Here is a 23604-nt window from a genome sequence, read left to right on the forward strand (position 1 = left end):
TTGCTCGTTGATGTGTGAATAGATCATTTGGTGGATCGTCGTGTTTTTTTTTTTTTTTACAAGCAAAAGACGAAATACGATTTCCCCTTTAGTCTCGTGGGCTGGGAGATGTTAAAAAGAGACAGCCCGCCGGTCCCGCCGGTCTCCGCCCCGCCCGTCTCTGTCCCGCGCGCTTCGTGCCTGTCCTCATCGGTCCACCATTCCCCGGAATCCCCTGACCTCGCCGTAGTTATCGACCACTGGGCCCCGCTTCTGGTTGTGCGCCCGGGGCGTGCAACGTGCGGACTTTCACCGGTCGATGCGCACCCGCGCCCCGCTCAGCTCCGCGTCCAGTGCCTCGACATCGGCCTCCACCATCACCTCGGCCAGCTCGCGCCAGCTCACCGTGGGCTGCCAGCCCAGCAGCTCGCGCGCCTTGCTCGCGTCCCCGACCAGGGCGTCGACCTCACTGGGCCGCTCGTACTTGGGGTCGAACCGCACATGCTCCGTCCAGTCCAGGCCGCCCGCGGCGAACGCGGCCCCGAGGAAGTCCCGCACCGTGGCAGGGACCCCGGTGGCCACCACGTAGTCGTCCGGCTCGTCCCTCTGGAGCATGCGCCACATCGCCTCGACGTACTCGGGCGCGTAGCCCCAGTCGCGCACCGCGTCCAGGTTCCCCAGGTAGAGCCTGTCCTGGAGCCCGGCCCTGATCCGCGCCACCGCACGGGTGATCTTGCGGGTGACGAACGTCTCGCCCCTGCGCGGCGACTCGTGGTTGAACAGGATCCCGTTCACCGCGAATAGACCGTACGCCTCGCGGTAGTTGACGGTCGACCAGTAGCCGAAGACCTTGGCGCAGCCGTACGGGCTGCGCGGGTGGAACGGGGTGCGCTCGTGCTGGGGCGGGGGAGCGGCGCCGAACATCTCGGAGGACGATGCCTGGTAGATCCGGGTGTCGATCCCGCTGGCCCGGATCGCCTCCAGCAGCCGCACGGTGCCGAGCCCGGTGACGTCCCCGGTGTACATCGGCGCGTCGAAGGAGACCCGCACATGCGACTGGGCGCCCAGGTTGTACACCTCGTCGGGCTTCGTCTCCCGCAGCAGGTTGACCAGCGCCACCCCGTCGGCGAGGTCGGCGTGGTGCAGCACCAGCGTGCGCTGCGGGGCCTGCGGATCCTGGTAGATGTGGTCGATCCGCTCGGTGTTGAACGAGGACGACCGGCGCACCAGGCCGTGCACCGTGTACCCCTTGGCCATCAGCAGCTCGGCCAGATACGAGCCGTCCTGGCCCGTCACCCCGGTGATCAGCGCGGTCTTGCCCATGGTCGCTCCCCTTCCCTGTTCCCTGAGACGGCCCCTTTGGGCCGCGGCCGGCCGCCGGGTTTCACTCCCGGCCGCCGTGCCGCGGACCCGCGGCCCTGACAGAATCGCGTCGCATGACGACGTTCCTCGCTCCCGCCGCCCGCGTCTTCGTCGCGGGCCACCGCGGCCTCGCCGGGTCCGCCATCGCCTCCGAACTCGCGGACGCCGGATACGAGGTGGTGACCAGGACCCGCGACGAGCTCGACCTGCGCGACGCGGCGCGGACCCTGGACTTCCTGCGCGACGCCCGCCCGGACGCCGTCGTGCTGGCCGCCGCCACGGTGGGCGGCATCATGGCCAACCACCGCAACCCGGTCCCGTTCCTGGAGGACAACCTGCGGATCCAGCTGAGCGTCATCGCCGGCGCGCACGCCGCGGACGTCAACCGGCTGCTGTTCCTCGGGTCTTCGTGCATCTACCCCAGGCTCTCCCCGCAACCCATCCCCGAAGAGGCGCTGGGCACCGGGCCGTTGGAGCCGACGAACGAGGCGTACGCGCTGGCCAAGATCGCCGGCATCACCCAGATCCGTTCCTACCGGCGGCAGTTCGGCCGCGCGTACATCGCGGCCATGCCGACCAACCTCTACGGACCCCGGGACAGCTTCGACCAGGAGACCTCGCATGTGCTGCCCGCGCTGATCCGCCGTCTCGACGACGCGCGGCGGGAGGGCCGCGAGGAGGTGGTGCTCTGGGGCACCGGCACGCCGCGCCGCGAGTTCCTGCACAGCGCCGACCTGGCCCGCGCCTGCCTGCTGCTGCTGCGCGACTACGACGGGGAGACCGCGCTCAACGTCGGCTGCGGCACCGATGTGACCATCGCCGAGCTGGCCGCGACCATCGCCGAGGCCGTCGGCTTCACCGGGCGGATCGGCTGGGACCCGAGCAGGCCCGACGGCACGCCGCGCAAGCTGCTCGACGTGACCAGGCTGCGGAAGCTGGGCTTCGCCCCGCGGGTGGAGCTGGCGCGGGGCATCCGCGAGACATACGCGTGGTGGGTACACGAGTCCACCGGCCGTCAGTAGGCGCCGCGGCCGTCGACGACCGCGCGCAGGGTGCGCGCCAGCACGTCGAGGTCCCCGGTGACCGACCAGTTGTCCGCGTAGTCCAGGTCGAGGGCGAGACCCTCGTCCCAGGACAGCTCCGACCTGCCGCTGATCTGCCAGGGCCCGGTGAGGCCCGGTTTGACGCCGAGCCTGCGCAGCTCGACCGCGCCGTAACGCGCCACCTCCTCCGGCAGCGGGGGGCGCGGCCCGACCAGCGCCATCTGACCGCGCACCACGTTGAACAACTGCGGCAGCTCGTCCATCGAGGTGCGCCGCAGCAGCCGTCCCAGCCGGGTGACGCGGGGATCGCGGCGCATCTTGAACAGCGGCCCCGTGAGATGTTCGTTCGCGCCTTCGAGCTCGGGGCGCCGCAGGTCCGCGTCGGCGACCATCGTGCGGAACTTCCAGAGCGTGAACGGCGTGCCCCGGTGGCCGATGCGGGTCTGGCGGTAGAGCACGGGCCCCGGCGAGTCGAGGCGGACGGCGGCGGCCAGCAGCGCCAGCAGCGGGAGGAGGGCGAGGAGGGTGGCGCAGGCGGCGGCCCGGTCGAGCACGGACTTGAGCGCGGGTTGCGCGCCCCGGCGCAGCGGGGGCGCGATGTGCAGCAGGTTCAGCCCCGCCGCGGAGGAGACCGACAGGCGGCGCAGCGCGACCTCCGTGAGTCCGGAGGCGACGGCGAGCGCGAGCCCGGCGTCCTGAACGGCCCAGGACAGCCGGCGCAGCCGCTCCCCGGTGAGCAGCGAGCCGGGGATGACGAGCACGAGCCCGGCGTCCTGACGGCGGGCGGCGGCCAGGACGGTGGTGCCGTCCGGGCCGTCGGGTATCAGGTCGGGGACCAGCGGCGCGAGGTCGGGCCCCGCGGTCGCCAGCCGCCCGAGCTCGGGAATGCCGGAGCCGGTGGAGCCCGCCCCGGCCAGCACGGTGCCGACCACCACGTAGGCGTGGTCGGTGCGGGCGGCGAGCGGGGCGGCGACCACGTCGACGGGGCCCGCCTCGCCGACGAGCAGCACCCGGCGCAGGGCCTGCGCCCGGTGGCGCCGCCCGGTCAGGTGCCGGTGGACGGCCGCGCCGGTCGCGCCGCTGATCAGCAGGGCGGGGGCCAGGCCGAGGAGCGCCGACCCCACGGAGGAGCCCTCGCCGGTGAGGGCCCGCAGGCCCGCGAGCAGGCCCAGCAGGACCAGCCAGTCGTGGACGGTGGCCAGCAGGCCCCGGCTCTCGCCGAGAACGCGGCCGAGGTAGCGGCGGTGGACGGTGCGGATCGCGAGCCAGCACGCGGCCGCGGTGGCGGCGGCGCCGAGGGGGCGTGGCTCGGGAGCGAGTGCGTAGACGGTCAGAACGGGAACGAAGACGCCCAGCGCGTCGGCCGTGACGGCGACGGACAGGTACCAGCGTGCGGTGTCGCGGTGGGGCAGGAAACGCCGACCGACCACGGATGGTCTTCGCATGCTTCCTGAGCGCGACGATGCCTGTGAATGACGCATGAACCCCCCAAGGTGTGGATGCGACAACACTGCGGAGACTGCGTGAAGGTGTAGCGCGACAAAGAAGGCGCGCCTTCATCTCCCCGTGAGTGCGCGCCTGCCGCTGCAAAAGGGTAGGGCATCCCGCAACCGTTTGGATGCCGTTCGCTGGGACTTTCCGAAAGCGCCCGGTTCCGTGGTCTTGATTTTCAGCCGCGTGCGGGGTTCACCCGTCGAACCCCCGTGCGGGGGCGGGAAATCGCCTCCACCGGATGCCGCCGGAGGAGCCCGCGCGACCCCCTCGTCGGCACCGCGCCGGGCGGGCCCAGGGCGGCGGCGCGGCCCCCGCCCGGCACAGCGATCCGGTCGGCCCCGGCCGCCGCCGGGCCCGGGTCGTGCGGCACCGTCGCCACGGCCACCCCGCCCGCGGCCCGCTCCCGGCAGGCGCGCGGCGCCATCTCCCGATGGCGCAGGTCGAGGGCGGCGGTGGGCTCGCCGAGCAGCGGCGGCGACGTCCGCGGGCCCGGCACCCCGGTCGGCGCGGAGCGAGCCCGTTCACCTCCGGAGAGCGCTGGGCACGGACGGGCCGCCCGGCCGGCGACCTCGGGGACCGCCGTCGCCCCGGCGGCAGCCGTGCCCTCCCGGCCCCCGGGCCACCGCGCGCCCGGGGCGTACGGCCCCCGCGCACGACCCCGGCCACGGCGAACGGGAGGGCGGGCGCGGAACTTTGCGGGCGCACAGCTCCGCGCGGCGGGCGGCGGCCCCGCCCGACCCCGGCGCGGCGCGCGAGGACGGTTTTCGGTCAGGAACGCTCGGGCCGCTCGCGCCGCGGGGGCCGCGGAAGCGGGACCGGCGCCCACCCCGGCGCCTCCGGTCCGTCTGGTGCAATGGGGACGGTGGTCCCCGAACGGGAGGAGGGTGCGGTGTCCGTCACCTACAAGGTCGCTCTGCGTACCCCGGCGACGCCGCGTTCCGTGATGGCCGCCCTCCTGGCGGCCGCGGCGCCGTCGGGGCTGGTCGAGCCGCGTGACGCCCGGCGGGGAACGCTGCGCGACGGCGGGTGGGTGGACGTCGAGGCCGCCGAGCCCGATCCCCCCGACCCGGTGCGGCGCGCCTTCGGCTTCACCCCGACGGTCGAGGTCTACGTCGGACTCGCCCCGTTCGGGGAGGTGGGGGACGGCGACGTGGTGCGGCTGGTGCTCGGCCTGCTGGAACGGGTGGCGGGGGACGCGGTGCTGCACGTCCATCACGAGGAGGTGTACCTGGTGCGCCGCGACGGACGGCTGACGGTCAGCGACGACGACGACCTGTGGCCACCGGCCCGCCTCGCCTGGCTCCCGCACCCCCGCGAACGCGGCCCGCTGTCCTTCGGCTAGCCGGGCCCGGCTCAGGGGCCGGACAGGTCCGTCCCCTCGGTGACCGCGCGCAGCGCGGCGGCGAAGGACTGGACGGGGAGGGCGGCCGGCGGCCTGCCGTAGATCACCAGGGAAACCCGCCTGCGGTCGGCCGGCAGCCGGTCGGCCCGCACACCCGGGTGCCGGTGCGCCCGCAGCGCGAGCCCCGGCAGCACGCCCACCCCGAGCCCGGCGGCGACCAGCGCCTGCACCGCCACATAGTCGTCCGTCTCGAAGGTGATCCGGGGCGCGAACCCGGCCCGCGCGCAGAGCGAGGACAGGTGCGTCCTGCACCGTTCGCACCCGGCGATCCAGTTCTCCCCGGCGTAGGTGGCGAGGTCCAGGCGCTCGCCGTCCCAGGACGCGCCCTCCGGGGTCACCACATACACCGGCTCCTCCAGCAGCGGCGTCACCGTGGTGTTCCGCCGGTCACCGGGGACCGGATCGTCGTGGTCGAAGATCAGCGCCGCGTCCACCTCCGCGTTCCGCAGCGCGGTCAGCGCCTCCGGCGGCTCCGCCTCGGTCAGCGCCAGCTCGACCCCCGGGTGGTCGGCCGCCAGGAGCGCGGCGGCCGAGGGCACCAGCGTCGCCAGCGCGGAGGGGAACGCCGCCAGCCGCACGCGCCCGGTCGCGAGCCCGGCGTGCGCCGCCAGCTCCTCCTGCGCCGACTCCACCTGACCCAGGATCTCCTCGGCCCTGGCCACCAGCAGCCGCCCCGCGTCGGTCAGCATCACCCCGCGCCCGGCGCGGCGCACCAGCACCACCCCGACCTCGGATTCGAGCCGCGCCAGGTGGTGGCTCACCGAGGGCTGGGCATAGTGGAGCGCCTCGGCGGCGGCGGTGACGGATCCCGTTCTGGCCACCGCGACCAGGACACGGAGCCGGGTGAGGTCGAGCACAGGTCCGAAGCATAGACGGCGTCGATGGTTCCAGAGAAAACCGGCATTGGATCGATCATTCCCGCCGTGGGAAGGTGCCGCCATGCTCCCCATGCCGGACCGGCCCACGATCACCGACGCACTGCGGGCGCGCCGCCTGCTCGGTGACCATCTCCCGCCCACCCCGATGTGGTCCTACCCCTCGCTCGACGCCACGGCCGGGGCCACCGTCCTGGTCAAGCACGAGAACGTCCAGCCCACCGGCGCCTTCAAGGTCCGCGGCGGCCTGACCCTGCTCGCCGGGATGGACCGGGACGAACGCGCCCGCGGCATCGTCGGGTACTCCACGGGCAACCACGCGCAGTCCCTCGCCTACGCCGCCTCCCGCTTCGGCGCGCCCTGCCTGATCGTCATGCCCGAGCGCCCCAACCCGGCCAAGGCGAGCACCGTTCGCGCCCTGGGCGCCGAGCTGATCGAGGCGGGCGCCGACCTCGGCGAGGCCGCCACGCACGCCGCGCGGCTCGCGGAGGAACGCGGCATGCGCCTGGTCAGCGCGGCCGACGAGCCCGGCCTGATCGCCGGCGTGGCCACGGCCTATCTGGAGATCTTCGACCAGGAGCCGGGCCTCGACGCCCTCGTCGTCCCGGTCGGCGGCGGCAGCGGCGCCGCCGCGGCCTGCCTGGTCGCCTCGGCGCTGGCGCCGCGCTGCGAGGTCATCGCCGTCCAGTCCGCCGCCTCGCCCGCGGCCCACGACTCCTGGCGCGCCGGGGGCACCCCGCTGACCCGGCCCAACCGGACCCGCGTCGAGGGCCTCGCCACCGGCAGCGGGTTCGCGCTGACCCAGCGGATCATGCGCACGGGTCTGGCCGACTTCCTGCTGGTGGACGACGACGCCATCGCCGAGGCGCAGTGGACCCTGATGCGCGACGCCCACACCCTGGCCGAGGGGGCGGGCGCCGCATCGCTCGCCGCGCTGCTCACCCACCGCGAGCGGTTCGCCGGACGCCGGGTCGCCGTGGTGTGCAGCGGGGCCAACGCCAGCGAGCGCGAGATCCTGGCGTGCCGGGAGGGGCGTCAGCAGGAGCAGTCGCAGCAATCACAGCAGTCGCAGTCACAGTCGCAGTCGCAATCACCCTTGTCGTCCTTGCCCTGATCCTTCCTCCTCCGCCGCCGCTCCTTGGGGCGGCAGCAGTCGCAGCAGCCGCACTTGTAGCACCAGCCCTCGCGCTTCCAGCCCGTCCACGGGTCGTGGTAGGGATCGCGGCAGCAGAGCTGGCCGGTGCAGCACAGGCCGGTCCACACCGCGCAGCCCGGCAGCAGGCCGCGCCCCGAGGAGGGCTGCGGCCTGCGGCGCGAGCCGTCGCCGTGCGGGTGGTGGGCGGCGTCGAACGTGCGCTCCACCGCGTGCTCCAACTCGTGGACCAGCAGCGTGTGCACGAGCCGTTCGTCGTCGAACTCGGCCTCGCCCAGCGCGAGGCGCACGCCGAGCACCGCGTCCTCGCAGAGCCGGCGCACCTCGGCGAGGGGGGTGTGGGTGGCGGTGATGGGGTTCCAGGCGCCCGTCTCCCGGTCCGTGCGCTGGTCCTCGACGGCGTCCAGGAGATGGGCGATGCGCCCGAAGAGGCGTCCGGCCTCGGCGAGGGGCGCGGCGTTCCGCGGGCGTCCGGCGAGGTGGGCGGTGTGGGCGAACGCGGCGGCCGTGGCCGTCTCGGTCGGCTCGGTGACGGTGGGCAGGAGGGTGCCGGGGCCCGCGAGCGCCTCGACGCCCTGCTGCCTGTCGACCGCCTCGACCAGGACCGCCGTGTCGAAACCGACCCGGCCGCCGCCCCGCGCCCCCGCGGCGTCCCACCCGCGCGCCACGTGCCGGGCGGCGGTGGCCAGGGAGCGGCGGGCGAGTATCCCGTCGCCGTCGTCGGCGTGGTCGCGGATCTTGGCCGAGGCCAGGACCAGCGAGACCGCCGCGGCCAGTTCCGCGCCCTGACCGCGGGCGACGGTGGCCCGGCGCATCCCCCGCAGCGGGCAGGGCCCGGCGGTGCGCCGTCCCCCGGTCCCGCCGGGCTCCGTCTGGGCGTCGTGCAGGACGGATATGAGGAGTCCGTCGTAGTTGGTGGCCAGCCGTGCGGCCTGCCCGTGCGTGGAGCGCAGCGCGAGACAGAGCCCGCACAGATGCGCCATCCACTCCGCGCGCAGTCCTCCGGGCAGCCGGTGCCGGCAGGGCCTGATGATCCCGAACACGCGTATCCCCCCGCATTCCCCCCGGTGTCGACCGTCATGATGCCAGAGCACCCGCGGGGTCGGGGGGCCCTCGGCGGCCCGGCTAGAGCTCGAAGATCCCGTAGCCGAAGCCGGGCGCGGTGACGGTCTGCCCCTCGACCGTGACCCCGTTGGTCTCCACCGCCCGCGCCCGTTCGTACGCGCTGGGCAGGGTGAACTCGGCCGGTTCCCGGCGTGGGTTGACGGCCACGAGGTAGCGCTCGCCCCGGGTGTACACCAGCGGGTAGCCGGTGTGCAGCACCTCCACCGCGGTGCGGCTGCCCAGCTCGGGCGTCGCCTTGCGCAGCGCGATCAGGCGGCGCACCAGGTGCAGCAGCGACCCCTCGTCGGCGCGTTGCCCGGCGACCGTGGGCCGGTCGGCGGCCGGGTCGATCGGCAGGTAGAGGCGGTCGGGCGGCGCGGTGGAGAAGCCCGCGTTGGCCGAGGTGTCCCACTGCATGGGGGTGCGGCACCCGGCGCGGTTGTAACGGGGGCCGAGCACGCTGCCCTCGTGGTCGTCCAGGTCGGGGATGTAGCGCATGCCGATCTCGTCGCCGTAGTAGATGGCGGGGAGCGTCGGCCAGGTGAGCTGGAAGGCGAACGCGGCCGGCAGCTGCTCCGCGGTCCGCGGGCCGCAGGCCAGCCGGGAGAAGTCGTGGTTGGCGGTGGGCAGCGCGATGAAGCCGCAGTCGCCGATCACGGCGTTCACGGACTCCCAGGCGGTGACGAACGTTCCCGCGGTGCCGCGGCCCTCCGCGTCGAAGTAGCAGGGGCGCTGCGGCCAGCGGTCGGAGACGGTGCCGTGCCGGTTGTCCCACAGGGAGCGCAGCGGCAGCCCGTCGGAGGGGCCGCCGAACTGGAGGAAGAAGTCCGAGTGGAACCCGGCGGGCACCGAGACGGCCGGGTCGCCCCACTCGGCCAGCAGTGCCGCGTCGGGGTGGTCGGTGTCCAGCCACTGGCGCAGCTCGGTCCACAGCCCGCTGGTCTGGACGAGGTCCGCGTCGTCCTTGACCAGCGAGTGCGCCATGTCCACGCGGAAGCCCGCGAGGCCGAGGCGGAGCCAGTAGTCCATGATCTCGCGCAGCGCGGCCCGGTTGGCCCGCGGGCCCTCCGCGTCCACCGGCTGCCGCCAGGGCTCGGCCGGGTCCTGCTTGGCGTAGCCGAAGTTGAGGGCGGGCTGGGTGTCGAAGAAGTTCGGCAGATAGCCGCCGGGGCGGGTGCCGGGCGAGGACACGAAGCGGTCCGGCAGCCCGTCCCCGGTGTCGGCCCAGATGTACCGCTGGTCGTCCGGGTCGTTGGCGGCCGCCCGGAACCAGGCGTGCTGGTCGGAGGTGTGACCGGCCACCAGGTCGAGCATCACCCGGATCCCGCGCCGCCCGGCGGCCTCCACCAGCTCGGCCAGGTCGTCCGCGGTGCCGTACCGCGGGGCGAGCGAGAGGTAGTCGGCGACGTCATAGCCCGCGTCGCAGAAGGGCGAGGCGAAGCAGGGGTTGAGCCAGACGGCGGTGACGCCCAGCCAGGCCAGATGGTCCAGACGCTCACTGACGCCCGCGAAGTCGCCGATGCCGTCGCCGTTCGAGTCGGCGAAGCTCTGCGGGTAGATCTGGTAGAGCACGGCGTCGGCCAGCCAGGCGGGGGTGGGGCGGAAGGACGACATGGTGACGGGGGACCTTTCGTGGGACAGGGGTCTGTCTTCCGGATCTTGTCGGACCTGATCGCGTTGTCAGGCGCGGTGCATCGCAAGGCGGAGGATCGCGGCTCGTACTTGTCCGTACTCGCGCGATGCGACAACGCAGCGAGGTGCCGTGACTGGCAGCGCGATCCCGGGAAGATCCGGAAGGCAGGCCCCAGGGCGGAGCGGCCCGGATCAGCCCTTCACGGCGCCCGAGGTCAGGCCCGAGACCACGGCGCGGCGGAAGATCAGGACGAGGAGGGCGATGGGCAGCACCGAGACCGTCGCCGCGGCGAAGATCGTCCCGTAGGGCACGGTGAACTGGCTGCCGAACAGGGCGAGCCCCACGGGCATCGTCCGGAAGCGGTCCGCCGTGTTGAGCGTCAGGGCGATCAGGAACTCGGTCCAGCACGCGGTGAACGTGAAGATCGCCGCGGTGAACATCCCGGGCCTGGCCTGCGGCAGGATCACCGTCAGCACCGTGCGCACCGGCGAGGCTCCGTCCACCCACGCGACCTCCTCCATCTCCTTCGGGATCCCGAGGAAGAAGTTCCGGAGGATCCAGACCGCGAACGGCACATTCAGCGCCGTATATACGATGATCAGTCCTTGGTAGCTGTTGAGCCAGCCGATCTCACGCATCAGCAGAAACAGCGGCGCGGCCAGCGCGATGGTGGGGAAGAGCGAGATCATCAGCAGCGCGACCATGATCGGCGCCTTCCCCCGCAGCGGCAGCCGGGCCAGGGCGTACCCCGCGAACGCGCTGAGCGACAGCACCAGGGCCGTGGCGATCAGGGAGACCAGCACCGAGTTGAAGAGGTAGATGGCGAAGTTGTTGTTCCCGAACGCCTCCCGGTAGTTGTCCCAGGTCGGGTTGTCCGCGAAGGCCGTCGGCGGGTTGGCGCCGATCTCGTCGGTCCCCTTGAACGAGGAGACGGCCATCCAGTACAGCGGCGCGGCCACGAAGATCGCGATGATCAGGGCCGCCAGGTGGATCCAGGTGAAATGGATGCGGCGGAAGACGCTCATGCCGTGGACTCCTCGTCGCCGACTCGGGCCTTGAACGCGCGGAGGAAGAGCAGACAGCCCACGAGCACGAGCCCGGCCGTACTCGCCGCCACGGCCGCCCCCGGGCCGAAGTCGAGGTTGGTGAACATCACATGCCAGCCGAGCAGCGCCATCGACTCGGTGGCGTCCCCCGGCCCCCCGCCCGTCAGGACGAACGGCAGGTCGAAGATGCCGAACGCCTGGAGGATGCGGAAGAGGACGGCGATGGTCAGCGCGGGCCGCAGCAGCGGCAGCCGCACCTTCCAGAACGCGGTCCACGCTCCGGCGCCGTCCACCCGCGCCGCCTCGTTGACGTCGTCCGGCAGCATCATCAGCCCCGCGAGCACGATGATCGCCACGAACGGGGTCGTCTTCCAGATGTCGGCGACCGCCATCGAGAGGATGGCCGGGTAGCGGGTGCCGAGGAACTGCACGGGATCGCCCGTGATCCCCTCGGACATGCTGGTGAGGATGCCGTAGACCCCGTTGTACATGTACGCCCACAGCTGGGCCGAGACGACCGTGATCATCGCCCAGGGCAGCAGGAGCAGCGCCATCATCCAGCCCCGCCCCGAGCCGGCGAGGCGCTCCAGCACCAGGGCGATGACCGTGCCGAGGACCAGCTCGGCCACCACGGTGCCGATCGTGTACAGGATGGTGAAGATCAACGCGTGCCACCAGCGGCCGGAGCGCAGCAGCAGCCCGTAGTGCTCGCCGGTGAACCCGGAGAGGTGGAAGCCGCTGGCCGAGACCTCCACGTCGCTCACGCTCATCGCGATGGAGAAGATGATCGGGAAGAGGGTGACGGCCAGCACGACGATCAGCGCCGGCGTCGTGAAGCCCCAGCCGAGCCGGGCGAAGCGGCGCTCCAGCACGGTCCGGTCCAGGCGGCCGAAGCGGTGCTTGTGGCCGCCGCTGCCGCCGCCGCCCCCCGTGCCCTCGCCGCCGCCGCCCGCGCCCTCGCCGCGCTTGCGCGGCGGGGCCCCGGTGGGGGTGGCGGCGTCCTTGGCCGCGGGCCGCTCCCGCTTCCCCCGCTCGCGCCCCTTGCCATAGGCGACGGTGTGACCGTCGTCCCCGTCGGACGGCGGCTCCGCCCGGGGAACGCCCTCAGGAGGCGTGTCACTCACGGCCGTTCCTCGGCGTCTCGCTCGCTGCGTCGCTCATAGGGCGTTGTCCTCCAAGGCGCGCCGGATGTCGTCTGACGCCGAGCGCAGGGCGGTGACCGGGGTCGTCGAGCCGGCGAGGGCGGCGTTGACGTTGGTGAAGATGCCGTTGCTGACCTGCGGGTACCTGGGGGTGTCCGCGGGCCGCGCGACCAGGGGGGTGTCGGCGGCGATGGCGAGCACCGGGTTGGCCTTCTGGAGCTTCTCGTCGTTCAGGACCTCGGTCGCGGTCGGCAGCACCCCGTTCTCGGCGAGCATCCGCTGGGCCTCGGGCCCGGTCATCCACTCGATGAACTTCAGCCCCGCGCCGACGGCCTCGCTGTGCGGGTTGATCATGAGGTTCCAGCCGCCGAGGGCGGAGGGCGCCGGGCCGTCCTCGCCCTCGAACGTGGGGAGCGGGGCGACGCCGACCTTCCCCACCACGCTGGAGGTCGCCGGGTTGTCGGCCTCCGCGAGGCCGTGCGACCAGTTCCGGTGGAAGGCGGCGTCGCCCTCCGTGAACGTCTGGAGCGACTGAGGCTCCTGGAAGCTGGTGTTGGCCGAGGGCGCGACCCCGTCGGTCAGCATGCCGCGCATGAAGTCCAGCACCCGCTTGTTCTCCGGCGAGTCGATCTCCGGCCGGCGGCCGTCCCGCGACACGCTGCGCCCGCCGCCCGCCGCCGACATCTCCGTCCAGTTGACGGTCAGGCCCTCGTAGTTGGCCCACTGCGCGACATAGCCGTACCGCACCTCGCCCCCGTCCTGGAGCCTGGCCGCGGCGTCCCTCAGCTCCTCCCACGTCCCGGGGACGTCGATGTCGTGCTTCTCCAGCAGGTCCTTGCGGTAGTAGAGGAAGCCGGAGTCGCTGTACAGCGGGGCGGCCACATGGGCGCCGTCGTGCTCGGTGACGTCGCTGCGCTGCTTGGTGTACCGGTCCCAGAAGTCGTCCGGCAGATGCTCGTCCAGCGGCATGGCGAGATTCGAGTCGGCGAACTGGGCGGGCCAGATGACATCGCCGTTGAAGACGTCGATGCTTCCGGAACCGCCGGTGATCTCGGTGGTCAGGGTGGCGCGCATGGTGTCGGTGTTGTTCGGCGCCGCCTGGTACTCGACCGAGATGTCGGGGTGCTTCTTCTCGAACGCGTCGATGAGCTTCTGCGGCAGCCCCTCGGGGCCGAAATTGATCGCGTACCAGGTGATGGAGCCCTTCGCCGGGCCCACGTCCCGCGGATCGACCGCTGCGGTGCCGACGCCGGAGCCGCACGCGGTCGCGGCCAGCAGGACGGGGACGGCGCAGAACCACACCACTGCTCTGCGGACTGACGTACCCAGGACGTACTCCTTGTGGAGGACCGCTTAGTGGGCCTCAGCGTCCCGTGCCCGCCCTCTCACACGAAGCGGAAAACGCGCTTATCGGAAATATTCACCGCAACGGTGTCACGCGCGTCGCGTCCCCGAGCTCCCGGAAGACCGCCGTGTTGAGCGTGAAGGCGCGCCTGCACTCGTCCACGATCCGCAGCCGCTCCCCGCCGTCCACGGGCAGGCGGTCCAGCGCGGAGCGGTAGGTCCGCTTGAACGCCGCGGGGCTGCCGATGCCGTCGAACGCGTAGAACCTGACCCCGTCGCCCCGGTGCGCGAACCCGAACCGCCGCTCGGCCGTGGCGCCGATGGCCTGGCCGCCCGAGATGTCGCCGAGATAGCGGGTGTAGTGGTGGGCGACATAGCCGCCCGGCCAGTCGCGCGCCACCTCCCTCACGCGCCCCGCGTACGCCTCGGTCGCGGGCAGCGGCCTCAGCGTGGCCCGCCAGTCGCCGCCCCGGTGCAGGTGGTCGAGGTCGCGCTCCAGCGCCGCGGCGCGGAACAGCGCGGGCGTCAGGAACGGGCCCGCCACCGGATCCCCGGCCAGCGCGTCCGCCGCCCCTTCGAGGGCCCGGTACACGAACCACAGCTGCTCGGTGTACCGGCGGAAGGCGCCGATGCCGAGCCGGCCACCGAGCATGTCGCCCATGAACGCCGACTCTCTGGCCTCGGTGTGCTGGGCGAGCGAGGCGTCACGGATCACGGTGGAGAACGGGGTGGCTTCGAGCACGGTCACGGCGGGCCTCCAGCAGCCGGGCGGGCAGGGCGCGGCGGCGGGCCGCGCCCTGCCAGTCTCACTACTTAGGCTTACCTAAGTCAAGGATTTGCCGACAGCATGTCGGTAAGTGGCCGTCTCAGGGGAGCGTCAGGATCTCCGCGCCCTCGTCCGTCACCAGCAGCGTGTGCTCGAACTGCGCGGTCCGCCGCCGGTCCCGGGTGACCACCGTCCAGTTGTCGTCCCACATCTCCCACTCGTGGGTGCCCAGCGTCAGCATCGGCTCGATGGTGAACGTCATCCCGGCGCGCAGCTCCTTCGTCGCCTCGGGGTCGTCGTAGTGCGGGATCACCAGGCCCGAGTGGAACGCGGTGTTGATGCCGTGCCCGGTGAAATCCCGGACGACGCCGTACCCGAAGCGCTTCGCGTACGACTCGATGACCCGGCCGATCACGTTGATCCGCCGCCCCGGCTTCACCGCCTTGACGGCGCGGTCGAGCGACTCCCGGGTCCGCTCCACCAGCAGCCGCGACTCCTCGTCCACCGCGTCCTCGCCGCCCACCAGGTAGGTCGCGTTGGTGTCGCCGTGCACGCCGCCGACGAACGCCGTCACATCCAGGTTCACGATGTCGCCCTCGCGCAGCACCGTGGAGTCGGGGATCCCGTGGCAGATCACCTCGTTCACCGAGGTGCACAGCGACTTGGGGAAGCCGCGGTAGCCCAGCGTCGAGGGGTAGGCGCCGTGGTCGCACAGGTACGCGTGCGCCACCTCGTCCAGCGCGTCCGTCGTCACGCCGGGCGCGATGTGCGCCGCCGCCGCCTCCAGGGCCCGCGCGGCGATCCGCCCGGCCACCCGCATCCGCTCGACGGTCTCCGCGTCCTGGACGTCGGGACCCGCGTAACGGGCCGGCATCGTGCGGCCCACGTACTCGGGGCGGGGAATGACGGAAGGCACCGCGCGCGGCGGCGAGATCCTGCCGGGGACGAGAAGTGACTGACCAGACATGCGGGTGAGTTTACGGGCGGGCAAGATGAGGTCATGGCTGCACTCTTCCGACGCAAGGCATCCGGCCAACCCGGCGAGTGGTACTACTGCCTGAGGCACCGCACGGTGGAGGAGGGCCCCGACTGCCCCGGCAAGGACCGCTTCGGGCCCTACCCCACCCGCGCCGAGGCGGAGCGCGCCATGGAGACCGCGCGCGAACGCGACGCCACCTGGCGCCACGACCCCCGGTGGAACGACCCGGACGAGCCGGGCGACGCACCCCGGGACGCGGACGACGTGCCCTAGTGCCGAGGTCGAGGCCGGGGCGGCCGGCGGTCCGGGCCCCGGCGCCGGGCCGCGGGGGCTGATGGCAAGATGCGGACATGACTTCACAGACGCCGGCGGACGGCGCGGGGCGACCCGCCGCCAAGGACCCCTGGGATCTGCCCGATGTGTCGGGCCTCACCGTCGGCGTCCTCGGCGGCACCGGCGACCAGGGCCGCGGACTCGCCTACCGGCTCGCCGTCGCCGGCCACACGGTCGTCATCGGCTCGCGCTCCGCCGACCGCGCCACGGCCGCCGCCGACGAGATCGGCCACGGCGTCCTCGGCCGGGACAACGCGGGCTGCGCCCGGGAGAGCGACGTCGTCATCGTCGCCGTCCCCTGGGAGGGCCACGCGCCCACCCTCGCCGGCCTGCGCGAGGAACTGGCCGGCAAGCTGGTCGTCGACTGCGTCAACCCGCTCGGGTTCGACAGGAAGGGGGCCTACCCCCTCGTCCCCGACGAGGGCAGCGCCGCCGAGCAGGCCGCCGCCCTGCTGCCCGACTCCCGCGTGACCGCCGCGTTCCACCACCTCTCGGCCGTCCTGCTCCAGGACCCCTCCGTCGAGAGGATCGAGACCGATGTGATGGTCCTGGGCGAGTCCCGCGCCGACTGCGCCGTCGTCCAGGCGCTCGCCGCCCGCATCCCCGGCATGCGCGGCATCTTCGCCGGGCGGCTGCGCAACGCCCACCAGGTGGAGTCCCTGGTCGCCAACCTCATCGCCGTGAACCGGCGTTACACGACCCACGCCGGGATCAGGCTCACCGGCACCGGGCTGTGAGCCCCCGCCCCGACCCACCCACGGAGTCACCACGCATGCCCCCCGTTCCGCAGGCAGCACGGCAGCAGCGCCGGCTCGCCCTCTACGCCCTGCTGCTGTGCGCGCTCGCGATCACCGCGGCGGTCATCTCGTTCGCCATGGGCAACTGGCTGGGCATCGTCTGGGTGCTGATGACCGGCCTCTCCTCCAACATGGCCTGGTACTACCACCGCAGGGCCAAGGCGCAGGAGAGCGCCGCGCGCGACGCGGGGCACGGCGCCGGGGACCGCCCGGCCGCCTGAGCGGACGGCCGGACGGCCGGGCGGTGCCGGGCACCGTCAGTGGAAGCTGTGCTCCTCCGCCGGGTACGCGCCGCCCACCACGTCGTCGGCGAACGCCCGCGCCGCGTCGCCCAGCGCCTCGCGCAGCCGCCCGTACTGCTTGATGAACCGCGGCGTCCTGCCGCCCGGCCACTCGGTCATCCCCGCCATGTCCGTCCAGACGAGCACCTGCGCGTCGCACTCCGGCCCGGAGCCGATGCCGACCGTCGGAATGTGCAGGGAGCGCGTCACCTCGGCGGCCAGCTCGGCCGTCACCAGCTCCAGCACCACCGCGAACGCGCCCGCGTCCTGAACCGCCTTGGCGTCGCGCACGAGCTGCTGCGCCGCCTCCTCGCCGCGGCCCTGCACCGGGTGCCCGCCGTAGGCGTGCACCGACTGCGGGGTCAGACCCACATGCGCCATCACCGGGATCCCCGACTCGACGAGCAGCCGGATCTGGTCGGCGGAACGCTCGCCGCCCTCCAGCTTGACCGCGCCGACGCCGGCCTCCTTCACCAGGTGCGTCGCGCTGCGCAGCGCCTGGACCGCGCTCTCCTGGAACGACCCGAAGGGCAGGTCGCCCACGATCAGCGCCCGCCGCGTCCCGCGCACCACCGCCGCGGACAGCATGGTCATCTGCTCCAGCGTGACCGGAACCGTGCTCTCGTAGCCGAGGTGGGCGTTCCCCATGGAGTCGCCCACCAGCATCACCGGGATGCCCGCCTCGTCGAATACCGAGGCCGTCATCGCGTCGTAGGCGGTCAGCATGGGCCACTTCTCGCCCCGCCGCTTGGCCGCCCCTATGTCCCTCACGGTGATCCGGCGGCTGCTCTTGCCGCCGTACAACCCTGTCCTGGCAGGCGTCTGCCCTGTCATCGCGCTGGTCATAGCGCTGCTCCTGTTCGTCGTCTCGAAGCGCCGTGAAAGCGTCCCCGGATCACCACCCATGGTGGCACCGACGCCGCGCACCCGGAAAGAGGGTGCTGATATAACGGAACCTCGCGCGCTGCCGTGACCGTCTTGAGACCAGACGTGCTCGGGGCCGGCCGAAGGGTCCCGGGGCGGAGTGCGAGCGTCAGCGAGGGCAGCGGATGGCACCTGTGTACACCCCGGAAACGCGGCCGGACGAAGGCGCCGACGACGGCGACGGCGAGGGCGCCGGCGACGGCGGCGGCGGGGCCGCCGGGGGCGGCGCCGAGCGCGGGCCGCGCTGGAGCGACACCACCGGGCGCTGGCGCCGCGGCTGGGTGATCGCCGCCGTCGCGCTGCTCCTGGCGCTGCTGATGCTGGCCCACTCCAAGGTCCCCAACCAGATCGGGAACCTGGGCAGCCTCCTCCAGACCTTCCTCCCCTGGCTCGGCCTCGCCGTCCCGGTGCTGATCGGCTGCGCGATCCTGCGCCGCTCGGTCACCGGGCTGGCCGCCGTGCTGGCACCCCTTCTGGTCTGGCTGAACCTGTTCGGCGGCCTCGTGCTCGACAAGACCGGCGACGGCGGGGAGCTGATGGTCGTCAGCCACAACGTGGACGCGGGCAACGCCGACCCCGTCGCCACGGCGGAGCAGCTCGCCGACTCGGGCGCCGACCTCATCGCCCTCCAGGAGCTGCCCCAGGGCACCCTGGCCGCCTACGAGGAGGGGCTCGCCGAGAGCCATCCGTACCACGCCGTCGAGGGCACCGTCGGCCTCTGGAGCCGCCACCCGCTCAGCGCGACCGCACCCGTGGACATCGGCATGGGCTGGACGCGGGCGATGCGGACCACGGTCAGCACCCCGCAGGGCGACATCGCCGCCTACGTCGCGCATCTGCCGTCGGTGCGCGTCCAGTTCCGCGCCGGATTCACCGCCGGGCAGCGCGACGACGCGGCCGACATGCTGGGCCGGGCCATCGCGGGGGAGCCGCTGGAGCGGGCCGTCCTGCTGGGCGACCTCAACGGCACCATGAACGACGGGGCGCTCGCCCCGCTCACCTCCCAGCTGCGCTCCACCCAGGGCGCGGCGGGCGCCGGCTTCGGCTTCAGCTGGCCGGCCGGGTTCCCGATGGCCAGGATCGACCAGATCCTCGTCCGCGACCTGGAGCCCGTCTCCTCCTGGACGCTGCCCGCCACCGGGAGCGACCACCTCCCGGTCGCCGCCCGCGTCGACACCTGAGGGCCGGCCGGGGGCGGGTGAGGGCCGGTCGGGGCCGGGACCGCTCTTTTCCGCGTTTGTGCCGGAACGTCTTACTTTTGAGGTGAGGCCGCACGGCCGAGGCACGGGGAACGAGGCACGGGGAAGGAGAGGCATGGCCCGCACGCGATACGCCCCCGACCGGGGGCTCACCCGGCGCATGGTGCTCACCATGTTCCTCATCGGACTGCTGTACGTGGTGCTCACCGGGGTGCTGATCGCCGCCCTGGGCAAGGCGTGGCCGCTGGTCGTCGTGCTGGTGGGCGGGCTGTTCGCCGCCCAGTTCTGGTTCAGCGACCGGATCGCCGCGTTCAGCATGGGCGCCCGCGAGGTGACCCCCGAGCAGGCGCCCGAGCTGCACGGCGCCGTCGACCGGCTCTGCGCGCTGGCCGACCTGCCCAAGCCGCGGGTCGCCATCGCCGACAGCGATGTGCCCAACGCCTTCGCCACCGGCCGCAGCCAGAAGAAGTCCCTGGTCTGCGCCACCACGGGGCTGATGCGGCGGCTCGAACCCGAGGAGCTCGAAGGCGTCCTCGCCCACGAGCTCTCCCATGTCGCGCACCGGGACGTGGCCGTGATGACCATCGCCGCGTTCCTCGGCGTCCTCGCCGGGCTCATCACCCGCATGGCCCTGTGGACCGGGATCCTCGGCCGCGGCTCGCGCAACAACAACGTCCTGCTGCTGCTCATCCCCCTGGTCAGCGCCGTCGTCTATGTGATCAGCTTCCTGCTCACCCGGCTGCTGTCCCGCTACCGCGAGCTGTCGGCCGACCGCGCCGGCGCCCTGCTCACCGGCCGCCCCTCGGCCCTGGCCTCCGCGCTGACGAAGGTCTCCGGGCAGATGGCCCGCATCCCCACCCGCGACCTGCGCCGGGCGGAGCCGTTCAACGCGTTCTTCTTCGCCCCCGCCCTCGCCTCCGGCGGCGCCATGAGCCGTCTGCTCTCCTCCCACCCCACGCTGGAGCAGCGCCTCGACCGGCTGGGGCGGCTCTCCGCCGAGCTGGGGAGGTGAGGCCGCCGTGGGCTTCCTCGACGCGATCCTCGGCCGCCGCAAGCCGGCCCGCCCCGACCTGGACCAGCTCTTCGCCGTCCCCTCGGCCGCCGTGACCCTCCAGGCCGGCGCCGGGTTCGCCCCGACCGGGCGCGGCTCGGTCTGCTTCGCCAGCGTCGAGGGGGGCGCGTTCTCCCGCGTCCGCGACGAGATCCGCGAGCTGCTGGACGCCGGGTCCCCGCCGGGCGGCTCCCCCGTGGAGTTCAGCCAGGACCCCTACGGCTACACCTGGCTGCTCACCCGCCACGCCCCCGACGACCTCGGCGGCCTGGTCAACGACCTGCACGCCGTCAACACCCTCCTCCAGGAGGGCGGCTTCGGGCCCCAGCTGCTCTGCTCGCTCACCTGGTTCGAGCGCGAGGGCATCCCCCTCGCGCTGGTCTACCTCTACAAGCGCGGCACGTTCTACCCGTTCGCCCCCGTGCCCGGGGCCGCCGAGCGCCGCGACAACGGCCTGGAGCTCCAGGTCCGCGCCCTCCTGGAGAACGACCTGAGGCTGGAGGCCGACCTCTCCCGCTGGTTCCCGGTCTGGGGCGCGCCGGGGCTGTGAGCCGGGCCCGGCGCTACTCGCGCCAGCGGTTGGTCAGCGGCAGCCTGCGGTCCTTGCCGAAGACCTTCGGCGAGATCTTGGTGCCCGGCGGGTACTGCCTGCGCTTGTACTCGGCCGTGTCCACCTTCCGCAGGATCTCCGTGACCAGCTCGGCCGTGTGCCCGGCCGCGATGATCTCCGCCCGCCCCTGGTCCCGGTCCACATACAGTTCGAGCACCCGGTCCAGCTCGTCGTAGTCCGGCAGGGAGTCGGTGTCCACCTGGCCGGGACGCAGCTCCGCGCTCGGCGGCTTGGCGATCGAGTTCTCCGGGATGGGCGGCGTCTGCCCGCGCCGCTCCGCCACCTCGTTGCGCCACCTGGCCAGCCGGTACACGCCCGTCTTGTACACGTCCTTGATCGGGGCGTAGGCGCCCACCGAGTCCCCGTAGAGGGTGGAGTAGCCGACGGCCAGCTCGCTCTTGTTTCCCGGGGCCAGCACGATGTGGCCCTCCTGGTTGGAGACGGCCATCAGCAGCGTGCCGCGCAGCCGGGACTGGAGGTTCTCCTCGGCGAGCCCGGTCAGCTCCACCGCCGCCATGTAGGCGTCGAACATCGAACCCACCGCCACCGTCCGCAGGTTCAGCCCGGTGCGGCGCGCCAGATCCCGCGCGTCGTCCTGCGAGTGGACCGAGGAGTACGCGGAGGGCATCGACAGGCCGAACACCTGGTCCGGGCCGAGCGCGTCGCACGCGATCGCCGCGCAGAGCGCCGAGTCGATGCCGCCGGACAGGCCGATCAGCACCGAGCCGAAGCCGTTCTTGCGGACATAGGCCCGCACGCCCGCCACCAGCGCCTCGTACATCTCCTCCGTGTCGTCCAGCCGGGGCGCCTCGCCGCCGGGGAACTCCGGCGCGTACGGCTCCACCGCCGCCGACAGCGTCACATGGTCCACGCGCAGCCCGTCCTCCACCGTCCCCGAGGGCGGTTCCTGCGCCGCGGCGGGCAGGTCCAGGTCCAGGAGCAGGCACTCCTCGGCGAACTGCGGCCCCCGGGCGATCACCTCGCCCTCCCGGTCCACCACCAGCGTGTCGCCGTCGAAGACCAGCTCGTCCTGGCCGCCGACCATGGCCAGGTACGCCAGCGCGCACCCCGCCTCGCGCGCCCGCTTGCGCACCAGGTCGAGGCGGGTGTCGTCCTTGTGCACCTCGTAGGGCGAGGCGTTGATCACCAGCAGCAGCCCGGCCCCGGCGGCCCGCGCGGCGGGCACCCGGCCGCCGTCCTGCCACAGGTCCTCGCAGATGGCCAGCGCCACGTCCACCCCGCCCACCCGGACGACGGGCAGCGTCTCGCCCCGCACGAAGTAGCGGAACTCGTCGAAGACGCCGTAGTTCGGCAGATGGTGCTTGGCGAACGTCAGCACCACCTCGCCGCGGTGCAGGACCGCGCCGGCGTTGCGCGGGGCGCCGGCGGGCTGGCCCACGTTCTCCCGGATCCCCTCGGCGGCGCGGTCGAGGTAGCCGAGCACGACCGGGACCTCGCCGAGCCCCTCCTCGTCCAGGCGGGCGGCGAGCGCCCGCAGCGCCTCCCCGCTCGCCGAGACGAAGGACGCGCGCAGCGCCAGGTCCTCCACCGGGTAGCCGGTCAGCATCATCTCGGGGAACGCCACCAGGTGCGCGCCGCGTTCGACGCCGTGCCGGGTCCAGCGCAGCACGGCGTCCGCGTTGCCCGCGAGGTCGCCGACGGTCGAGTCGATCTGGCTGAGAGCGATACGTAGCTGTGGCACGCGGCCGAGTCTAATCGTCCGACTGACGTTATGGGGGGCGGCCGGTCGGTGCGTTCCGGCCGATGTGCGTGACATGACACACCCGTGAACGGCGCCGTTCGTGAAGAAGCCCGGCATATTCGGCCAGGATGTGCCGCGGCGTGGTTGCCGCGGGGCGCGTCAGGGCAGAGCTACCCCACGCCGTCGACCCATGCCCGAAGGCGGGTGGCATGCCGCAGGACGTCTGTTTCTTCCTACCCTTCGCGGCCAGGACCAACCCCGAGGCCGAGCGCGCACGGGAGCGGCATCTCGACTGGGCCGTGGGTCACGGCCTGGTCCGCGGCGCCGCGGCGATCCGCCGCTACCGCGCCTGGCGGCTCACCGACCTGGCCGCCTACGCCTACCCGGACGTCACCGGTGAGGACCTCGACCTGGTGACGGACGCCGTCTGCCTCGGCTTCCCGCTCGACGACCAGGTCGGCGGGCCGCCGCGCCTCCCGCCCGAGCGGACGGCCTGGCTGACCACCGAGCTGGCCGCCATCCCCTACCGCGTGCCGGGCACCGCGCCCCGGCTCGACCTGCCGCTCACCCGCGCCTACGCCGATGTCTGGCAGCGCTGCGCGGCCGGCATGTCGCCGTGGTGGCGCGAGCGGGCCGCGCGCAACCTGACGCGCTTCTTCCGCTCCTGCCTCCAGGAGGCGCAGAACCGTCACCTCGGCGTCCGGCTGCGCGAGGACGACTACATCGAGCTGCGGCGGCAGGCCGTCGGCACCGCCCCCTGCTTCGACCTGATCGAGCGGGCCGGGCACTGCGAGGTGCCCGCCGCGGCGTACTGGAGCCGGGAGATGCGCGCGATGACCCGGTACGCGGGGGACGTCGTCTTCCTCTGCAACGACGTGCACTCCGCCGAGCGCGAGGAGGCCGACGGGGACCCGCACAACCTGGTGCTCATCAGGCAGCGCGACCTCGGCTGTTCGCGTGCGGAGGCGATCGGCCAGGTGGCCGGCCTGGTCAGGGACCGGGTCGAGGCGTTCCTGAGGGTGGCGGCCACCGTTCCCGACCTGCACGCCGACTGGCGGCTCGACGCGCGGGGCGCGGCGGCGGTCGAGCGCTATCTCGGTGGCCTGCGGGCCTGGATGATCGGCAACCAGCTCTGGGGCGTGGCCTCCGCCCGCTACGCGCCGAACGGGGAACACGCCGCGCCCGGGGTGCTCCCCGGCGCCGCCGTGGCGGCGGGCGCGGGCGTCCCCGGCCAGGTCGCGGGCGCGCCCCCGCGCGCCGTCACCGGCCGCGGATCCGCTCCAGCGCCCGCGCCACCCGCCGGCCCACGCCACGTGGCCTAGCCCCCCACCGGCCGCCGTCGCGCTCCGCGGCGACCCGGACGGCGGCCGGTGGGGGGCTAGGCC

23 protein-coding genes are annotated in these 23604 nt (G+C 73.2%); 10 read left to right on the forward strand and 13 right to left on the reverse strand.

Going from position 1 to position 23604, the window contains the following annotated elements:
* Window positions 1-288 precede the first annotated feature (288 nt).
* On the reverse strand, window positions 289-1302 hold the full coding sequence (gene gmd / locus ADY01_RS13695) for a GDP-mannose 4,6-dehydratase (protein WP_049571554.1): 1014 nt from the start codon (window positions 1300-1302) through the stop codon (window positions 289-291).
* A gap of 113 nt (window positions 1303-1415) precedes the next feature.
* Between gmd and ADY01_RS13700 the strand changes: the two genes are divergently transcribed.
* On the forward strand, window positions 1416-2363 hold the full coding sequence (locus tag ADY01_RS13700; RefSeq protein WP_049571559.1) for a GDP-L-fucose synthase family protein: 948 nt from the start codon (window positions 1416-1418) through the stop codon (window positions 2361-2363).
* Here the strand turns inward: ADY01_RS13700 and ADY01_RS13705 are convergent.
* Together ADY01_RS13705 and ADY01_RS36025 are read right to left on the reverse strand one after the other, a co-directional pair.
* The gene (locus tag ADY01_RS13705) at window positions 2357-3829 is read right to left on the reverse strand and encodes an exopolysaccharide biosynthesis polyprenyl glycosylphosphotransferase (protein ID WP_049571562.1); all 1473 of its coding nucleotides are present in this window, start codon (window positions 3827-3829) and stop codon (window positions 2357-2359) included. The genes ADY01_RS13700 and ADY01_RS13705 overlap by 7 nt on opposite strands.
* Window positions 3830-4053: 224 nt before the next feature.
* A complete protein-coding gene (locus tag ADY01_RS36025) occupies window positions 4054-4374 on the reverse strand; it encodes a hypothetical protein (protein ID WP_053170798.1) in 321 nt (106 codons plus the stop codon).
* A 393-nt stretch (window positions 4375-4767) separates the two neighbouring features.
* Here ADY01_RS36025 and ADY01_RS13715 point away from each other — a divergent pair, with 393 nt between their 5' ends.
* Window positions 4768-5220, forward strand: a complete 453-nt coding sequence (locus ADY01_RS13715; protein ID WP_049571566.1) for a SitI3 family protein — start codon at window positions 4768-4770, stop codon at window positions 5218-5220.
* Between the two features lie 11 nt (window positions 5221-5231).
* On the opposite strand, the gene ADY01_RS13720 is transcribed toward ADY01_RS13715, so the two are convergent.
* Window positions 5232-6137, reverse strand: a complete 906-nt coding sequence (locus ADY01_RS13720; protein ID WP_049571571.1) for a LysR family transcriptional regulator — start codon at window positions 6135-6137, stop codon at window positions 5232-5234.
* An 82-nt stretch (window positions 6138-6219) separates the two neighbouring features.
* Here ADY01_RS13720 and ADY01_RS13725 point away from each other — a divergent pair, with 82 nt between their 5' ends.
* Window positions 6220-7269: a threonine ammonia-lyase gene (locus tag ADY01_RS13725; protein ID WP_234320213.1), complete on the forward strand. Its 1050-nt coding sequence runs from the start codon at window positions 6220-6222 to the stop codon at window positions 7267-7269.
* On the opposite strand, the gene ADY01_RS13730 is transcribed toward ADY01_RS13725, so the two are convergent.
* The 7 genes from ADY01_RS13730 to map form a co-directional block, all read right to left on the reverse strand.
* On the reverse strand, window positions 7191-8351 hold the full coding sequence (locus ADY01_RS13730) for a DUF5685 family protein (protein WP_049571573.1): 1161 nt from the start codon (window positions 8349-8351) through the stop codon (window positions 7191-7193). The genes ADY01_RS13725 and ADY01_RS13730 overlap by 79 nt on opposite strands.
* A gap of 82 nt (window positions 8352-8433) precedes the next feature.
* Window positions 8434-10026 (reverse strand): alpha-amylase family glycosyl hydrolase, encoded by a 1593-nt coding sequence (locus ADY01_RS13735; protein ID WP_049571576.1) that lies wholly within the window; start codon window positions 10024-10026, stop codon window positions 8434-8436.
* A gap of 210 nt (window positions 10027-10236) precedes the next feature.
* Window positions 10237-11070 carry a carbohydrate ABC transporter permease gene (locus tag ADY01_RS13740; RefSeq protein ID WP_049571579.1) on the reverse strand — a complete coding sequence of 278 codons (834 nt, stop codon included), beginning with the start codon at window positions 11068-11070 and terminating at the stop codon, window positions 10237-10239.
* Window positions 11067-12215 (reverse strand): carbohydrate ABC transporter permease, encoded by a 1149-nt coding sequence (locus ADY01_RS13745; RefSeq protein ID WP_234320214.1) that lies wholly within the window; start codon window positions 12213-12215, stop codon window positions 11067-11069. The genes ADY01_RS13740 and ADY01_RS13745 overlap by 4 nt, the downstream gene beginning before the upstream one ends.
* A gap of 33 nt (window positions 12216-12248) precedes the next feature.
* Window positions 12249-13538 carry an ABC transporter substrate-binding protein gene (locus tag ADY01_RS13750; protein WP_049571584.1) on the reverse strand — a complete coding sequence of 430 codons (1290 nt, stop codon included), beginning with the start codon at window positions 13536-13538 and terminating at the stop codon, window positions 12249-12251.
* Window positions 13539-13653: 115 nt separating this feature from the next.
* On the reverse strand, window positions 13654-14325 hold the full coding sequence (locus ADY01_RS13755) for a heme oxygenase (biliverdin-producing) (RefSeq protein WP_234320215.1): 672 nt from the start codon (window positions 14323-14325) through the stop codon (window positions 13654-13656).
* Window positions 14326-14443: 118 nt separating this feature from the next.
* Window positions 14444-15310 (reverse strand): type I methionyl aminopeptidase, encoded by an 867-nt coding sequence (gene map, locus ADY01_RS13760; protein WP_049571587.1) that lies wholly within the window; start codon window positions 15308-15310, stop codon window positions 14444-14446.
* A gap of 33 nt (window positions 15311-15343) precedes the next feature.
* Here map and ADY01_RS13765 point away from each other — a divergent pair, with 33 nt between their 5' ends.
* The 3 genes from ADY01_RS13765 (at window position 15344) to ADY01_RS13775 (ending at window position 16673) form a co-directional block, all read left to right on the forward strand.
* Entirely contained in the window at window positions 15344-15595 is a 252-nt protein-coding gene (locus tag ADY01_RS13765) for a hypothetical protein (protein WP_049571590.1), read from the forward strand.
* Window positions 15596-15672: 77 nt separating this feature from the next.
* Window positions 15673-16392, forward strand: coding sequence for an NADPH-dependent F420 reductase (npdG, locus tag ADY01_RS13770; RefSeq protein WP_049571593.1), 720 nt, complete (start codon window positions 15673-15675; stop codon window positions 16390-16392).
* A gap of 35 nt (window positions 16393-16427) precedes the next feature.
* A complete protein-coding gene (locus ADY01_RS13775; protein ID WP_049571597.1) occupies window positions 16428-16673 on the forward strand; it encodes a hypothetical protein in 246 nt (81 codons plus the stop codon).
* A 36-nt stretch (window positions 16674-16709) separates the two neighbouring features.
* Here ADY01_RS13775 and panB read toward each other — a convergent pair whose 3' ends face one another.
* The gene (gene panB, locus ADY01_RS13780; protein WP_049571600.1) at window positions 16710-17579 is read right to left on the reverse strand and encodes a 3-methyl-2-oxobutanoate hydroxymethyltransferase; all 870 of its coding nucleotides are present in this window, start codon (window positions 17577-17579) and stop codon (window positions 16710-16712) included.
* 203 nt (window positions 17580-17782) lie between these two features.
* Here panB and ADY01_RS13785 point away from each other — a divergent pair, with 203 nt between their 5' ends.
* The 3 genes from ADY01_RS13785 to pspAB all read left to right on the forward strand — a co-directional run bounded on the left by ADY01_RS13785 (window position 17783) and on the right by pspAB (window position 20457).
* Window positions 17783-18838: an endonuclease/exonuclease/phosphatase family protein gene (locus tag ADY01_RS13785; RefSeq protein ID WP_078900277.1), complete on the forward strand. Its 1056-nt coding sequence runs from the start codon at window positions 17783-17785 to the stop codon at window positions 18836-18838.
* Window positions 18839-18971: 133 nt separating this feature from the next.
* Window positions 18972-19868, forward strand: coding sequence for a zinc metalloprotease HtpX (htpX, locus tag ADY01_RS13790; protein WP_049571602.1), 897 nt, complete (start codon window positions 18972-18974; stop codon window positions 19866-19868).
* Between the two features lie 7 nt (window positions 19869-19875).
* Window positions 19876-20457, forward strand: a complete 582-nt coding sequence (gene pspAB, locus ADY01_RS13795) for a PspA-associated protein PspAB (RefSeq protein WP_049571605.1) — start codon at window positions 19876-19878, stop codon at window positions 20455-20457.
* Window positions 20458-20470: 13 nt separating this feature from the next.
* On the opposite strand, the gene ADY01_RS13800 is transcribed toward pspAB, so the two are convergent.
* Complete coding sequence (locus ADY01_RS13800; RefSeq protein WP_049571607.1) at window positions 20471-22219, reverse strand: NAD+ synthase; 1749 nt, start codon at window positions 22217-22219, stop codon at window positions 20471-20473.
* 209 nt (window positions 22220-22428) lie between these two features.
* Between ADY01_RS13800 and ADY01_RS13805 the strand changes: the two genes are divergently transcribed.
* Complete coding sequence (locus ADY01_RS13805; protein WP_049571610.1) at window positions 22429-23541, forward strand: terpene synthase family protein; 1113 nt, start codon at window positions 22429-22431, stop codon at window positions 23539-23541.
* Window positions 23542-23604 lie beyond the last annotated feature (63 nt).

It is taken from the genome of Streptomyces sp. SBT349 (assembly GCF_001083795.1).
Taxonomy (GTDB): Bacteria; Actinomycetota; Actinomycetes; order Streptomycetales; family Streptomycetaceae; genus Streptomyces.